Annotated in this window: 16 protein-coding genes, 1 tRNA gene and 1 pseudogene; 6 read left to right on the forward strand and 12 right to left on the reverse strand. The window is 48.3% G+C overall.

The window, feature by feature from the left end:
- Window positions 1-2: 2 nt before the first annotated feature.
- The gene (locus B5F54_RS06400; protein WP_087232116.1) at window positions 3-755 is read left to right on the forward strand and encodes a DeoR/GlpR family DNA-binding transcription regulator; all 753 of its coding nucleotides are present in this window, start codon (window positions 3-5) and stop codon (window positions 753-755) included.
- An 83-nt stretch (window positions 756-838) separates the two neighbouring features.
- On the opposite strand, the gene B5F54_RS06405 is transcribed toward B5F54_RS06400, so the two are convergent.
- Entirely contained in the window at window positions 839-1411 is a 573-nt protein-coding gene (locus tag B5F54_RS06405) for a rhomboid family intramembrane serine protease (protein ID WP_087232119.1), read from the reverse strand.
- Between the two features lie 344 nt (window positions 1412-1755).
- On the opposite strand from B5F54_RS06405, the gene B5F54_RS06410 reads away from it, so the two are divergent.
- From B5F54_RS06410 to B5F54_RS06420, 3 genes are all read left to right on the forward strand, one after another.
- Window positions 1756-1831: transfer RNA gene (locus tag B5F54_RS06410), tRNA-Ala, on the forward strand.
- A gap of 169 nt (window positions 1832-2000) precedes the next feature.
- The gene (locus tag B5F54_RS06415; RefSeq protein ID WP_087232122.1) at window positions 2001-3176 is read left to right on the forward strand and encodes an ImmA/IrrE family metallo-endopeptidase; all 1176 of its coding nucleotides are present in this window, start codon (window positions 2001-2003) and stop codon (window positions 3174-3176) included.
- The gene (locus B5F54_RS06420) at window positions 3173-3691 is read left to right on the forward strand and encodes a DUF4411 family protein (RefSeq protein ID WP_087232125.1); all 519 of its coding nucleotides are present in this window, start codon (window positions 3173-3175) and stop codon (window positions 3689-3691) included. Before B5F54_RS06415 ends, B5F54_RS06420 begins: the two co-directional genes overlap by 4 nt.
- An 84-nt stretch (window positions 3692-3775) precedes the next feature.
- Here the strand turns inward: B5F54_RS06420 and B5F54_RS17570 are convergent, their stop codons facing one another.
- From B5F54_RS17570 to B5F54_RS06460, 10 genes and pseudogenes are all read right to left on the reverse strand, one after another.
- Complete coding sequence (locus B5F54_RS17570) at window positions 3776-3928, reverse strand: hypothetical protein (RefSeq protein ID WP_172749610.1); 153 nt, start codon at window positions 3926-3928, stop codon at window positions 3776-3778.
- A gap of 114 nt (window positions 3929-4042) precedes the next feature.
- A complete protein-coding gene (locus tag B5F54_RS06425) occupies window positions 4043-4282 on the reverse strand; it encodes a helix-turn-helix domain-containing protein (RefSeq protein ID WP_087232128.1) in 240 nt (79 codons plus the stop codon).
- The gene (locus B5F54_RS06430) at window positions 4279-4701 is read right to left on the reverse strand and encodes an RNA polymerase sigma factor (protein ID WP_172749612.1); all 423 of its coding nucleotides are present in this window, start codon (window positions 4699-4701) and stop codon (window positions 4279-4281) included. The genes B5F54_RS06425 and B5F54_RS06430 overlap by 4 nt, the downstream gene beginning before the upstream one ends.
- Window positions 4702-4920: 219 nt before the next feature.
- On the reverse strand, window positions 4921-5307 hold the full coding sequence (locus B5F54_RS06435; protein ID WP_087232134.1) for a metal-dependent transcriptional regulator: 387 nt from the start codon (window positions 5305-5307) through the stop codon (window positions 4921-4923).
- Window positions 5308-5329: 22 nt separating this feature from the next.
- A pseudogene (locus B5F54_RS06440) lies at window positions 5330-7077 on the reverse strand (ABC transporter ATP-binding protein).
- Between the two features lies 1 nt (window position 7078).
- A complete protein-coding gene (locus B5F54_RS06445) occupies window positions 7079-8845 on the reverse strand; it encodes an ABC transporter ATP-binding protein (protein WP_087232137.1) in 1767 nt (588 codons plus the stop codon).
- Window positions 8846-8956: 111 nt separating this feature from the next.
- Window positions 8957-9625 carry an AraC family transcriptional regulator gene (locus B5F54_RS06450; protein ID WP_207651958.1) on the reverse strand — a complete coding sequence of 223 codons (669 nt, stop codon included), beginning with the start codon at window positions 9623-9625 and terminating at the stop codon, window positions 8957-8959.
- Complete coding sequence (locus tag B5F54_RS17920; RefSeq protein WP_207651959.1) at window positions 9577-9981, reverse strand: hypothetical protein; 405 nt, start codon at window positions 9979-9981, stop codon at window positions 9577-9579. Before B5F54_RS17920 ends, B5F54_RS06450 begins: the two co-directional genes overlap by 49 nt.
- A gap of 117 nt (window positions 9982-10098) precedes the next feature.
- Window positions 10099-10950: an aldo/keto reductase gene (locus B5F54_RS06455; protein ID WP_207651962.1), complete on the reverse strand. Its 852-nt coding sequence runs from the start codon at window positions 10948-10950 to the stop codon at window positions 10099-10101.
- Window positions 10951-11137: 187 nt separating this feature from the next.
- Window positions 11138-11989 (reverse strand): aldo/keto reductase, encoded by an 852-nt coding sequence (locus tag B5F54_RS06460; protein ID WP_087232146.1) that lies wholly within the window; start codon window positions 11987-11989, stop codon window positions 11138-11140.
- A 166-nt stretch (window positions 11990-12155) separates the two neighbouring features.
- Here B5F54_RS06460 and B5F54_RS06465 point away from each other — a divergent pair, with 166 nt between their 5' ends.
- Window positions 12156-13001 carry a LysR family transcriptional regulator gene (locus B5F54_RS06465; RefSeq protein WP_172749614.1) on the forward strand — a complete coding sequence of 282 codons (846 nt, stop codon included), beginning with the start codon at window positions 12156-12158 and terminating at the stop codon, window positions 12999-13001.
- A gap of 459 nt (window positions 13002-13460) precedes the next feature.
- On the forward strand, window positions 13461-14252 hold the full coding sequence (locus tag B5F54_RS06470) for a Cof-type HAD-IIB family hydrolase (RefSeq protein ID WP_087232151.1): 792 nt from the start codon (window positions 13461-13463) through the stop codon (window positions 14250-14252).
- 110 nt (window positions 14253-14362) lie between these two features.
- Here the strand turns inward: B5F54_RS06470 and B5F54_RS06475 are convergent, their stop codons facing one another.
- Window positions 14363-15253, reverse strand: coding sequence for a hypothetical protein (locus B5F54_RS06475; RefSeq protein ID WP_087232154.1), 891 nt, complete (start codon window positions 15251-15253; stop codon window positions 14363-14365).
- Window positions 15254-15557 lie beyond the last annotated feature (304 nt).

The following is a 15557-nucleotide window of genomic DNA, read 5'->3' on the forward strand; positions in this document are numbered from 1 at the left end:
GAATGGACATGATCGAACGCCATGTAAAGATGATTGAACTGGTCGCGGAACGCGGCGAAATTGAGACAGGGCAGCTTGCCCGCCTGCTGAATACCAGCGAAGTGACTGTGCGCAATGATTTAAACACCCTGTCTAAAAAGGGAATCCTGGCCCGGCGGCGCGGCTATGCGACCCTCCCCAACCCGGACGACACGAATTATCATATGGCTCTGCACTATGAGGCAAAGCTGAAGATCGCGGCGGCCGCAGCCCAGAGGGTGCGGGACGGCGAGACAATCATTGTCGGCACCGGAAGCACCTGTGCCATGTTTGCCGCACAGGTGGCCGAAACTCGGCGCAATGTCACCATCCTGACCAACTCCGCCTATGTTGCGGCGAACCTCTGCAAGGAGCCGGATGGACGGATCATTCTGCTGGGCGGCAGTTATCAGAAGCACTCCCAATGCATGGTGGGGCCGTTGGTCAAGCGGTGCTTGCAAGATTTCCACGTAAACACCGCGTTTGTCGGCGCGGACGGGTTTACTGTTGCGGGTGGATTCTTCGGCGTAGATATGGAGCGCGCAGAGGCGCTGCGCGAGATGGTCCATTGTGCAGATCGCATCTGTATGCTGCTGGACGGTTCCAAGTTGGGAAAAAGTGGGACGGTATCTTTTTTGAGTACCTCCAGCGTTTCCGAGTTGATTACCGATGCCAGCGCAGATTCTGAAATCTGCGAAGGCCTACGCAAACGGAATGTACAGGTGACAGTTGTCTGATCTCAATCAAAAAGAAGAGTCCTCAGGGAAACGCAACGGTTTGCCTGAGGACTTTTTTCGGGAATCAAATACCTGTCTTTTCTTTATAGCTTCTTTCGCGCGGCGGCGAATCCAAAAACGGTGCCGCAAGCGCCACCTACCAGATGCATAAAATGCGCTACATTGTCCTGAACAAAGAGAGCGGCGTACACCTCCTGTCCTAGATATAGGATGGCAACCAGGATCAGCGTCAGGGGGACTCTCCCCTCTTTCATCCCCGCCAGGGAGGAAAGCATAACGAGCATAAACACAATACCGCTTGCTCCCAACAGCGCGGTGGAAGGAAAAAAGATGCATTGCAGCAGGCCCGAGATCAGCGCGGTCAACAGAATGCCAGTCAGGAGGACTTTGCTTCCATATTTCTCTTCCATAGGTGGGCCGATCACCAAGAAAAGGAGCATATTTCCCGCAAAATGCTCATATCCCGCATGTCCTAGAACATGGCCAAACAGACGGACGTATCCGAGCGGGTCAGTCAACGGCGACCGGTAGACAGAGAAGAAAGCCTGCGTTGTCCATCCGCCGGTCAGAGCGCCCAACAGCAGCGCCGCCAGAGAGAGAAAGAAAAAGGTCAAAACGACCGGTGTATTGTAATGAATCCGTTTCAAAACCGCCATACAAATTCCTCCTTATATAAATGGAAAAATGCTTCCGGTGTAAGAATGCCTGTAACGGCTGTGTGGCCAGATCACATGAACCCTTAGTAGAGGCTCTTTTTCTGATGGTACTTTGGAAACACGCTTATCTTCCAGGAGTATTGTACCATAAAGATGGACGGTATGTCTCTATGGATTGTATGGACATGGGTAAAAAGAAACCCGCATTCATGCAAACATCCCCTATTTGCGGGAAAAGCTAGAATCTTTTTGTCAAAAAATTTGTTTTAGGACTTGCATTGTTTGAAAGAACATGCTATAATAAATCTCGCCGTCAAGGGAGATGCCTTTGGCGGCAGAAATATGGGCCTGTAGCTCAGCTGGGAGAGCGTTCGGTTCGCATCCGAGAGGTCGTGGGTTCGAATCCCTTCAGGTCCACCAGATGGACATTACACGAACACCTACTTTTTCAAAGGCGGCTTTGCCGTAAGAGTGTGGCTGTGATGTCAATAGTAAAGCCGGCAGGTCAAGGCATTTTGCCTTGACCTGCCGGCTTTTATCCGATAAAATATTTATAAAAGGGATTTAAAGAGTGTGGGGGTGACCATGTATGCAGAGCAGTGTTAATATTTCTTCTGAGGTATTAGATTGGGTTATTGCACACGCACAAATGAACTCCCTTTCCCCACAAATTGTTGGATATTTAAATTTGTGGGTCAGTGGTGAAAAAAAGCCTACATTTAATCAAATCGAAAAAGTTAGTAAAGCTACAGGAATTCCGTTAGGATATTTTTTCCTTGAACACCCCCCCAAGGAAGATTTATCTTTTGTCGAATATAGAACAGTCGATAGTACAGAACTGGAAAATCCTAGCCGAAATTTGATCGATGTTATGCACGATATGGATCAAGTTCAGGAATGGATGCATAATCATCTAATTTCCGAAGGAGTTTCTCCAGTAAATTATGTTGGTATTTTTAAAGAAGAAACATCTTATAAGGTGTTTTCTCAGAAGATACGCGACTTGCTTGGCCTTTCAGTAGAGTGGTATGCAAAGTCTAGAACTGCAGAAGACTCCTTTAATATAATTCGAGCGGCCATCAGTAATATAGGGACCCTTGTAATGATGAGTGGGATAGTTGGTAATAACACCCATCGTCCACTGTCTATTGATGAATTTCGTGCATTTTCGGTTATTGATGAATATGCTCCCCTTATTTTTATAAATTCTAATGACTCGACTAATGGAAAACTTTTTTCCCTGCTACATGAATTTTCGCATATATGTATAGGCGAAAACAGTCTTTTTAACGACCGTTATAGCACAGGGAAAAAGGTTAGAAAGGTCGAAACGCTCTGCAACGCTGTTGCCGCAGAAGTTTTAGTGCCACAGAAGTTTTTTGTACGTGAATGGTCTGCAGCAATTCAAGAAAATGAACAAGAACAGGCCATACATGTGCTTGCTCACAATTTTAAATGCGGAGCCACTGTGATTGCGAGAAAGGCCTATGATAATGGTTTTATTGAGTATGATTTATATCAGAAAATAGCTAAACTTGCTGTCCAGCTTTATAATGAAAAGCGAAGAAGATTAAAAGAACGAGGCGAAAGTGGCGGCGATTATTATCGTACTGTTGCCAGTAGAATTGATCGACGCTTTTTCCGTTTGCTTGTCGGTAGTGTTCATGAAGGAAAGACTCTATATTCTGATGCTTTCCGCCTTACCAATACTAACCGTTCTACATTTGCCAATCTCATTGAAAGTGTAGGGGGTGGGGTAAAATGAGTAAAGAAATCTTTCTCATAGATGCAAACTCATTAATCACTCCGCATCTTACATTTTATCCATTCGACTTTGCTCCGGGCTTTTGGAATCAGCTTGAGAGGCCAATAAAAGACGGGAGAATAGTAGTTTTGGATATGGTAAAAGCTGAAATTCTTCATGGGAATGATAGTCTTAAAGAATGGATGGAAGAACTTGATGTTGGAGAGTATATTGATCATCGTGAGCCATGTATTCTCCAGAAATATGGGGCTATTTTGCAACATGTTCAAAATAGCCCATGTTACAAACCTGCTGCACTAATCGAATGGTCTCGAGAAAGCGTTGCTGATCCATGGCTCATTGCTACAGCGGCTGTGTACAAATACACTTTGATAACTTTTGAAGAAGCCAACAAGGGATTAAATGCCAAAAATCCAAGCAAAAATGCAAAAATTCCAGATGTGGCCAATGAGTTTGGAGTTAAAACCGAGAAACTCTTTTATATGGTTCGCGAACTTGGATTGAAACTGATGTAGTTTTTTACAAAAAGGATGGAGGTTGAGAATAATCTTAGTCTCCATCCTTTTTTATTGAGTTTACTAAATTCTGAAAATTATTTGTTATAAATAGTCTTTACCATAATACTGTTGGATTTCTCGTATCAAAAACCTCGCGAAAGACTCAACGACCGACTGCGGCAACTCAATTTCCTCCTGCCTTTGCAACGGCTCTTCATTGGCAGGGTTCATATCTTTCTCATATTCAATTTTCAAGGTACAAATTCCTTTCTATCGTTTCGTCCTGCGGCATTTACCGCTGATGGATGTTACGCAAGAAAGGTCGTAACGGCTTATCTGGCAAGCGTTACCGTTAGAAAGGGAATGTGGTCAATCCAAATGGAACTGAAAGATGACCGCCACCAATTTGCTTTCCAGCCGCTGGTATAGGTCGTAGTCGAGTTGGAACTGGAAGCTACCCAAGGAACCACAGCTTAGCCGCATAGAAAGTACGGCCATGTAGCCGGAATAATGGCGGACCACCCGCGCTACTGCATCAGGATCGCCATTGACTGCGGCGGCAATTACCGGGAATGGAGGCAAAGCAACTTTTCGATATGTAGCTTTCATTTGCTCCCACGCTCCATCAATGCCTGAAGCTCTTGAAAAGCCCGCCGCCGGTGGGTATTGACCGTCCGCCGGGAAATATCCAAATGCTCGGCAATCTCCCGGTCCGGCATCTCCAAGCAAAAATACATGAGGATGATTTCTCGGCACTCTTTGGAAAGCGCATTCAGGGCATCCGCCAGCCGGTCGCTTTGAATGAGGATCTCCTCATCGCCTACGGCATAGGCAGCACACTCGCTGGGGTAGGAATCGCAGACCGCAAGCTGTTCCATGTCCTCCGACAGCAGTTCGCTGAAATTGACCTGCCTTTCTTGTCTGCGCCGGATCTCTCGGTAGGCATTATAGGCTTCATACTTCAGCGACCGTTTGCAAAAGCAATCAAAGGTGTGTTGCTTGTGTTCCTCATGTTGCTCAGTCGTCATAATCTCACCCCCTCCCGCCTTAGAATCGTTTTTCCCTTTCATATATTACTGGTTCCCCGAAACATGGTTTTGGCCATGTCCAATTCCGCGTAAAGAATATTGGAGAAAAATGTCGAACAAAAAGGAAGCGCGGACGCCCCTGTCCACGCTTCCTTTTCATCATAGTTTGCTTTATTTCTCTTTTGGAGAGCAATGTTGTAAAACTGAAATTGGTCACAGTTATTCCTCTTTTTCTAAATTTTCGATGTTGGAAAAAGCAATTTTTAACTTTAGAAAGGACTCTTGGCTGATGACATGCTCCATCCGGCAGGCGTCGGCCTCCGCAGTCTTGGGGGCAACGCCTGCTGCGATAAGCTGCTCAGTAAAGAAGCAATGGCGCTCATAGATTTTTTCGGCAACCTCGCGGCCTATATCGGTCAGATGGAGAAAGTGATCCTCGTCCATTGTGAGAAAGCCACCGTCCCGCAAGGTAGCCACCGCATGGCACACGCTGGGCTTTGACACCTCCATGTGCCGGGCCACATCTACGGAGCGTACCATACCGAGTTTCTTTTGGAGAACAAGGATGGTTTCCAGGTAGTCCTCCCCGGACGCATGAAGTTTCATGTTGCGGTTCTCCCTCAAATTATCAGGCAATGCTCCAGCCCTCTGCCTGCTCACGGATTGTAATGAAACGGCGATAAAGTCCTTCCTGCTGAACAAGCTGCTGATGTGTTCCTTTCTGAACAACTTGACCTTTATCCACCACTAAAATCTGGTCGGCGTGTTCAATCGTCGCCAGACGGTGGGCAATAACAATAACCGTTTTTCCAATGGTCAGTTCACTGATTGCCTGCTGGATCAGATGCTCATTTTCGGGGTCAATACTTGCTGTTGCCTCATCAAGAATGACAATGTTGGCATTTTTCAAAATGGCGCGGGCAATAGAAATGCGTTGTTTTTCTCCGCCAGACAGCGTAGAGCCACCCTCGCCGATCACCGTTTCATATCCATCGGGAAGAGCCATAATGAAGTCGTGGCACCGAGCCTTTTTCGCAGCTTCTATAATTTCTTCCTGCGTTGCACTTGGATTGCCGAAACGGATGTTGTTTTCAATGGTATCGTGGAACAAATAGACCTTTTGAAAGACCATCGAGATATTGCGGAGCAAACTGTCACAGGTCATGTTTCGCACATCCTCACCGCCTACTGTGACCTCGCCGCTGTCCACATCATAGAAACGGGCAATCAGGTTGCAAATCGTGGTCTTGCCGCTGCCAGATGGCCCTACAATGGCCGTAGTGCTGCCCTGGGGGATGGAAAAGTTGATATTCCGCAAAACAGGAACTTTATCGTAGGAGAATGTCACATCACGGAAAGCAATGTCTGTGTTCTGCAAAGAAATATCTTTCCCGTCTTTGTCTATAATGTCGGCGTGTTCAATGCCGTCCAGTTTATCCAGCGTAGCATCAATGACCTCCAATACATGGGCGGCGTTGTTCATGGCCTCAACACTTCCGAAAATCATAAAGGAAAACATATCCAGCATGAGCATGGTAGGAAGTTCCATACTGCCGTTATAGGTCAGCAGAGCGGCCACAGCTACAATGGCAATGGAGGCGGCTTTCAGAGAAAAGAGGTGCAGGCAGTTGAAGGGCATATATTCCACTTCAATTTTGATGTTGATTTTCTTGCTGTCGTTGTATGCTTTGCGGATACCGGCAATAGATACGCCTTCCTGCTTAAAGGCTTTCACCACCTGCATCCCTCGCAGATACTCGATAGAACTTTCCACCATATCGTCCTGTGCCTTTTGATGGATAGGCGCGTTTTGGTGGCTGCGTGCCTCCAACAGATAGAGGAATAGGGCAGACAGAGGACACCAGCCAAAGCAATTCCTCCCGCCAGAGGACTATAAAATGCAAGGAACAATATCAGGACGATAACGGTGATATAGCCATTCACAACAGTGTTGACCATATTCATAGCGAACATTTCCATAAACGAGAGGTCGGTTGTAGCCGCTGCGAACAGTTCGCCCATATTGTTCTTACTGAAAAAGCCCAGCGACACCCGCTTCAAAATGTCTCCCAGCCGTATTCTCTCGTCAGCGGTTGCTTCATAACCGACACTTTCCTGCGTGATGGCTCGAAGATATGAGAACAGGTATCGGCCCAATACAGCTAAAATCATGGCCCCCAGCATGATCCAGATGTCCCGCCCCTCCAATGGCTTAACGCCATTGAAGTCATCCAGAACAGCACTTAATCCATTCGCAGCCAGCATAATAGGGATTGCGGTAAAAATGCTGTGAATGAAAGCGTAGACAAAACCGATGTAAATACGCCGTTTATATTTCCCTGTCCATTGAATCAGTCGATTTACAATCCGAAACATATCAGTTACCTCCTTTCCCGGAACCGGCAGACCAGTTCTGCGCTCCGATATGCGCCTCCCACATATCCCGATAGAGAGAGTCGCCATCTAAAAGCTGCTGATGAGTGCCCGTGTTCTCAACCTGCCCGTTTTGCAGGACAATAATCTGATCGGCATTTTTGATGGTGGACAGACGATGTGCGATAACCAGCAGCGTTTTCCCTTTTGTCAAAGCAGCGATAGATTGCTGGATTTTTTCTTCGTTCTCCTGATCGGTGAACGCGGTGGCCTCGTCCAAAATCACGATGGGGGCATTTTTCAAAATCATGCGGGCAATAGAAATGCGCTGTTTTTCACCGCCTGAAAGCCGGTTCCCCGCATCCCCGGCCATCGTGTCATAGCCATTGTCCAATTTCTGTATAAATTCATCACAGCAGGCGGCTTTTGCTGCCGCATATACTTCTTCGTCCGTAGCATCAGGGTTTCCCAGCCGGATATTTTCCTTGATGGAGCAGTTGAACAGGAAGTTATCCTGTGTAACAAAGCTGACAATATCGGCAAGCTGGGCCAGCGGCATACTGCGAATGTCCACACCGCCAATGGTGATCTTTCCATCGTTCACATCCCAAAAACGGGCAATCAAGCGAGCGATGGTGGACTTACCTCCACCGGACGGGCCGACAAGTGCCGTAAACTTTCCCTCCGGGATTTTTAGATTGATATGGGAAAGCACCTGTTTACCGCTCTCTTTATCATAAGAGAACGAAACATCCTGAAGCTGAATGTCTTTGGACTGCACCTCCACTGATTTTCCAGTATCGGGCAGTTCTTCCACATGGAGCAGCTTGTCTACATCGTGTACGGCATACTCAACCGTTTTCGTTTCATTGACATAGGTGGTAAAGTTCATCAGCGGACCTACAATCCCCAGCGAGAGGATCAGGCACATAACAAGATCCTGCGGGGCCAGGCTTCCGGTCCAGTAGAGATACATGCCAATCGGGAGCGTCCCCAAGAAGGTGGAAGGCAATACCGCAGAAATAAAATTCATCAACTTCCAGGTGCTTTGATACCATTTGAGGGTGTAGTCCTTGAAAGATTTAACCGCCTTTGTGAATTTTTCATAGGAACTGGAGGACTGATTAAACGCCTTGATAACTTCAATGCCCTCCACATACTCTACAATCACGCCGTTCACATAGTTGTTGGACTCCATATAATCGGCATAGAGCTTATTAAAATTCTTCATCATCATGGCAAAGGCGATAAAAGCGAGAGGCACAGTCACCAGCATGGCCAGAGCCATACGCCAGTCAATGCAGACCAGATAAACAAAGACTGCCACGGGGAGCAGCAGGTTGGAGATGCACTCCGGGATCATGTGGGCCAGAGGCAGCTCAATCGTTTCTACCCGGTCTACCAATACACTTTTCAGCTTACCCACAGACTCTCCGATGACTGTCCCCAGCGGCGCTTTCATCAGCCGCTGGGCAAGGGTCAAACGAATATTCTCCAAAATGGTGTATGCGGATATGTGGGACAGGCTCGTTGAAATACCATAGAGCAAGAAGCGTATCGCATAAGCACCAAGTCCAATCCAGCACCATTTCCAAACCTCTGCCATCACAGGTGAGCCGCCGATAAAGAGCGTGATAATTTGGTAAACACTCCAATAGGGTATCAGTCCGGCAACCACACTGATGATTGCACATAAAACGGACAGGGCAATTTTGCCCCGGCACTGTGAAGCAAAGGAAAACACAATAGAAATCCAGCTTTTCTGCTTCATTTCCATTCCTCCTTGGCAAAAAAAATAGAGAGTATCAATCGCTTTGATACTCTCTAAGTATTGCAGGTATTCATTTTGTCTGCCACTCTGCCCGGCCGGGTTTTACTCCATTTAGATTTTTATTTTTCGATATTCCAGCGGTGTTTTTCCCTTTACTTTCTTGAACGCTTCGGAGAACTTGCTGGTGTTCGTATAGCCAACTTTTCCGGCGATCACCGTAATCGGTTCATCCGTCTGTGTCAAAAGAGAAGCTGCCAGGTCCATACGATAATTCCGCATATAGGTATAAATAGCGGTGCCATATACGCCCTTAAAGCACTGTTTCAGAGCAGAGGTGGAAATATCGAACTTTTCAGAAAGCTCCTCCATTGTGAAATGGTGCTCCGGCTCATTTGTCATAAACGACATGATTGCCTTGACTTTCTCTACCTGTGTTTTATAAAAATAGGGGCGTTCCACACCTAAGACCGTAGGGTCTACCGTCCTGAGCGTGACCAACAATTCCAGGATCTTTACCCGGAGATATTCCAGCCGGATATTATCAGGCACTTGGTACAGTTCTGAGATTACATGATCGGGGACGGAGTTTCCATGCATGATGAAAGGGCGTGCTTTCAAGGCAAATTGTTGCTCAATCTGTTCCAGGTCAATAGAAAACAGGGATAGGAGATCACCCAATCCCTCTACCGCTTCGGGAACAGAAATCGTAATTGTGATCCCGTGGTAATGGCTTACCGGAAAGCTGCAATGATTGTTTTCGGTAACCGAACTATCCAGCATAATATCCCCGGACGCAAGATAAAGATAAGCGCCATTGCTGACTTCCCACTCAATGCGGCCCTCCCTGCAATGGTGAATGGAGATATTGTGAGTGTTGTCAAAGCGTCTTGGCGGGCAGCTCGCCATATGAAGGTCAGGACGAAGTAGAAATAATCCGCCTGAAAGCTGGACTCCCGCAGGAAGCGTTTCACCATCTTGGGCGGTTCCCCTGCGTAGACCGGGCAGACGATCCCGATGGCATCATCGGAGAATTGGCGCTCAGTCCCCCGCATAATTTGCGGGATGCTGACGGGCGTGTCCGAAAAGCGCTTGGCCGCATACAGACTGTTGCCTGTGGCTGAAAAATAGAAGATCATACTGGATATCCTCCCATATCTCGGTGTAAATCAGAGTCCGCTTATGCCTCGTAAAATAACCGGCTGGCAGGAACCGGCATGGTGTCGGACCATGCCAGCCGTGTCAAAAGGATATTTTTATTCGTGGATTCTCATCTGATGGAGCATCTGGACAAATTTGGGGTCGCTGTGGTCTACAATCTCGCTGCGGCCGATGTCGAGCCCCGCAATCTCCGCCATATCCTCGCCGCTGAGCTGGAAATCCCAGATATCCATATTCTGTTCCATGCGCTCCTTGTGGACAGATTTGGGGATGACGGTGACGCCTCGCTGGACGTTCCAGCGCAGGGCTACCTGGGCAGCACTCTTGCCGTACTTCTGGCCGATTCTGGTTAGGACGGGGTGGGTGAAGATACCATGGTTTCCCTCCGCGAAGGGTCCCCAGGCTTCGGGATGAACACCGTACTCCTTCATCAGCGCCAGGGCGCTTTCCTGCTGGAAGAAGGGATGGAGCTCCACCTGGTTGACAGCGGGTTTGATCTCCACGGTCTCACAGATATCGGCCAGAATCTGGGGATAGCAGTTACAAACGCCGATGGCCTTCAGCTTGCCCTCTTCGTTGGCCTCCTCCATGGCCCGATAGGCGCCGATATAGTCGCCCATAGGCTGGTGGATCAGGTACAGATCGATGTAGTCCAGCCCCAGCTTCTTCATAGAGGTCTCAATGGCCTGCTTGGCACCCTCGTAGCTGGCGTCCTGAACCCACAGCTTGGTGGTAATGAACAGTTCCTCCCGGGGCACACCGCACTTGGCGATGGCCTTGCCCACGGCCTCCTCATTCATATAGGCTGCCGCCGTGTCGATGAGGCGGTAGCCGGTGGCGATGGCGTCCAGTACCGCCTGTTCGCAGACGGCCAGGTTCGGCACCTGGAACACGCCGAAGCCCTCCAGAGGCATTTCCACGCCGTTATTCAGCTTGATGGTCTCGATTTTGTTCATGATAGAAGTCCTCCTGTTCGTATTAATCCGTTTTAAGTTGTGTGCTTTAGCCGCGGGCGATATTGTATACAGCGCCGCTGACATAGCTTGCCTCGTTGGACAGAACAATCGTGGGAACAGAAAATGTAAACATGCAAAAACCTCTTTATATCACGAAAAGTCGCTCCAAGAATTCAAATTATCCATGGATCTTCACACTGTTGAGCTGCCGGGCCGTGCAGAAGCTGTGGTGGTCGATGATCTCGCTGTGGCCGATGTCCATGCTGGTGATGCTCTCCATCTCTTTCTCCGATAGTTCAAAATCAAAGACATCCAAATTTTCTATCATCCGCTCCTTGTGGACTGTCTTGGGAACGGTGGGGATATTCCTCTGGATATGCCAGCGGAGGATGACTTGGGCTGTGGTTTTGCTGTGCCTGCCGGCGATCTTGGCCAGCATCTTATGGTTGAAAATATCTTTCTGTGCCTCGGAGAAGGGGCCCCACGCCTGGGGAAGAACCCCATAGTCCTCCATGACCCGCAAGGTGGTGTTCTGCTGGAAAAACGGGTGGATCTCGATTTGATTCACCATAGGCTTGATTTCCTGGTTCATGCATAGGTCTACCAGCCGCTCCGGGGTGAAGTTGCTCACCCCGATGGCTCGGACCGCTCCCTCATGGTACAGCCGCTCCATGGCCCGCCAAGCGCCGTAGTAGTCGCCAAAGGGCTGATGGATCAGGTACAGATCCAGAATGTCCAGCCCGAGCCGTTTCAAGGATGCGTCGAAAGCCCGCAGGGTTCCGTCGTACCCGGCGTCCTGGACCCACAGCTTGGTAGTGATGAACAGCTCCTCCCGGGGCAGCCCGGAACTGCGGAGCGCCATGCCGATGGCCGCTTCATTTTCATAGGATGCGGCGGTATCGAACAGACGATAGCCGGTCTCCAGCGCCTCCGAAACACAGTTCTCGCACTGTGCTGCGTCTTTGATTTGGAATGTGCCATAGCCAATCATTGGCAACTCTACACCGTTGGAGAGCGTCCTGTACTGCATGGTGTCAAGCCTCCCTTTTCCTCGATTTCTTTCGGATGAACACATTGTAGGCCCGTTTTTCCGCAAAGTACAGTGCCGATTATGCAGAGCGCTCTAACTGAAACGCATACTCCCCCTTGCAATCCGCTGGGGCGGCTGTTACAATAGTTACAAGGCGGTGATGATTGTGTTTGAGCTCTACCAGCTGGAGCAGCTTTTGGCCTTCGCGGAGTGTGGGACCCTGTCCGGCGCGGCGGAGCGCCTGCACCTGTCCCAGCCAGCCCTCAGCCGGTCCATGCAACGGCTGGAAGCGGAGCTTCAGGTCTCTCTGTTCGACCGGCAGAAAAACAAAATCAAGTTCAACGAAAACGGCCGCATGGCGGCGGAATACGCGCGGCAGGTCATGGAGAAGTGCCAGGACATGATCGGCCGTGTCCAAGCCTTCGACCGCAGCCAGCGTACGATCCTGCTGGGTTCCTGCGCACCGGCCCCTTTGTGGGAGATCCCTCCGGTTCTCTCTGATCTTTATCCGGACCGGACGATCTCCTCGGAGATGCGGGAAAACGATGTGCTCCTTCAGGGTCTGCGGGATAACTTCTATCAGCTGATCATCCTGCCGTACCCGGTAGAGGAGCCTGGAATTTCCTGTGTAAAATATGGGGAGGAGCACCTGTATTTCTCCCTGCCGCCGGCACATCCGCTCTCTGGCAGCAAGGAATTATATATGAAGGATCTCAATGGCGAGACGATGCTTCTGCGGAATCGTCTCGGCTTTTGGCGCAATGTGACCGATCAAAAAATGCCGGATACTCGTTTTCTGGAGCAGGAGGATGTAGCCTTTGAAGAACTGGTAAAATTCTCCGCGCTTCCCAGCTTTACAACAGATGTGGTTCTCCACCGGGAGGGAAATCCCGTGAATCGGGTCAATATCCCGATTCTGGATGATGAGGCAAATGTGACTTATTATTGTCTATATAAGCCACACGGGCTGAATGATTTGAATGCTTTTCTCAAAACACTTCCAACCGATTGACTTCCATTGTTTACAGCCCCCAATTTCTGAGGTACGGCCGACGCAAAAAGCTTTGCTGAATCTCGCCCTCAGAGTGATCATGCAGGCAGTTAAAGGCACGAAAAACGCTCCCCACTCCTACCGGCGAAAGGCGCCGGCAAAGAGAAGGGAGCAATTTTACCACAGAACACACCACAGACGGCGGCGTAACACATGGAGATTAGCGTCCTAAAAAGTGGCGGAAAGCGAGTGAAACCGAGCGGAAAGCGTTATAAACAATTAAAAATGATACAAACGTATCCTTTGCGTTGAAGTCTCTTTCTTTATTTAATTTTCTTTATCCACATTTGAGCTGGCACAATATGTTTTGCAATACGATCCTTTCCACCGATAAATCATTCGCATATTGCAGGTTTTATCCGTAAGTTACTGTAAAAACACATCCGCTTGTGACCGGATAAATTTCTTTGGAGGTAAACTATGAATCAACAAAATTTTGGTGCAATCAAGATCGCTTTCTTTGACATTGATGGCACTTTGGTTGATATGAATAAAAAAGTGATAACCCCCAGAATGTTGGACACATTGATTCAACTGAAGCAAAAAGGCCTGCGGATTTGTATTGCAACGGGGAGAGCGCCGATGACAATCCCCCACTTTCCAGGTGTGGACTTCGACGCATATCTGGCATTTAACGCCTCCTATTGTTATACAAAGGATACCGATATTTTCCGCAATCCGATCCCCACTTCTGATGTGCAGACAATTATCGAAAATGCAACGCGCATCCACCGGCCGGTTTCGCTTGCCAGCGCGACCAGATTGGGGGCAAACGGCAAGGACCAGGATTTGGTGGAGTATTATGCTTTTTCCAAACAAGAGGTAGAAATCGCAGAGGATTTCGAAGCTCTAGCGAAAGAAGAGATTTACCAAATTATGATGGGATGCTATGAAAACGAGTATGCCAGCGTTTTAAACGGTGTGAAGGGTGCGAAGATCACAGCCTGGTGGTCCCGCGCTGTGGACATCATCCCTGCAAACGGCGGAAAAGGGATGGGTATTGAAAAAGTGCTCGCCTACTACCATTTAACAAAGGAGCAAGCGATTGCATTTGGGGACGGTACCAACGATATTGAAATGCTGCAAGCGGTTGGCATCGGGGTCGCAATGGGAAATGCGACAGACAATGTGAAGGCTGCCGCAGACGATTTGTGCGGCAATGTAGCGGACGATGGAATTTACTACTATTGCAAGGACCATCACATCTTATAACCGTCTTCCCTTGCGTTTTTCAATGGATAACCCACGCCATCCTTATAATAGGAGCTATGAAAAAGACCGTTCTCTTGGAACATCTCCAAGGGACGGTCTTCCTTTTGCCCTCATACGGTATAAGAACTCCGGCTGTTTTTGATCTCTTTTGACGACCGCACAATCATAGAAACAGCCATACCCAAGATCACCACGCAGATAAATCCACCAGTAGCTGCAACCATCTGTTGCTGGAAGGCAGCATCTTTAGGGCTGCCGAACCGTGCCAACATGGCGGTCTCCAAAGATAGAATCGATACAAGGGCTGCCGCTAGGTTGATTGCCTTTGCCGCAGCCAAAATGGGACTATGATGCTTTCGGTACTTTATAAAGTTCTTAGTGGCAATGATAATGGAATAGAACGCATAGGCCGCCATAAGATAGATCAACGTCCCTGGATATTCGTAACGGCGGTTCTGCTGAACGATCAAAAGGACGATCACGGCGAGCGCTTGATTCATCAGCAGCAATATGATCCCGCAGAAACGATACCGGCGAAGCGCAGACCTTCTATTTTTCTCAATGCTCTGGGGGCTTTCGCGCCACAGCAATAGGAAACGCATCAGCGCCAATAACCCATAGTAAACTGCGATAGAAACCAGCCAAAGAGAGCGGTAGTGAACGCCGGAAATAAATTTGATAACAGCATAAAGGATATTGATTGCCAATGATAGATAGAGGGAAATGTGTACACGAAACGGGACATCTGTGATATAACGGTTGACCCAGACATTCTGGCGGGCAAAACCGGCACCCTTCCGAAAGAGCAGGAACCCATTCGTACATACAACCGTTAACGAGTAGGCCGAAACAAGATAGGCTATATATGCAACTGGGCTGGCATGCTGCGTATCGGATGAGAAAGTATATGCCAGCAGAAAGGCCGACAGAAGGACACTTAAAAGGACAACGGCCTTTCCTGGGAATAGGAGTTTATGAAGGGCTTTTTTTAACGGTTCCATTGGTTTCCTCCAGCTCTTCTCTTAAAAGACATTGCCTCTCTCCTCTTTTTCTTCGATGGTGATATCGCTTTTGATATCTCTATTTTCTAAGCCAAATCCTTCCATTCCGGGAGGGACGGATTTGCCATTTCAAGTCATCTATCGGTTGTGCTACCGTTTTATGAGAAAAGACGCATGAATGTCTTTTCATCAGCGCAAGTAGAACGTCCCTCTAATTTTTATTATACTACCAAAGAGATGTTAAAGTTTTGTTTACATCTAAAATTTTATGCGCAAAGGTTACCTTTGCAATCCATCCAACGAT

Source organism: Anaeromassilibacillus sp. An250 (assembly GCF_002159845.1).
In the GTDB taxonomy this organism is placed as follows: Bacteria; Bacillota; Clostridia; order Oscillospirales; family Acutalibacteraceae; genus Anaeromassilibacillus; species Anaeromassilibacillus stercoravium.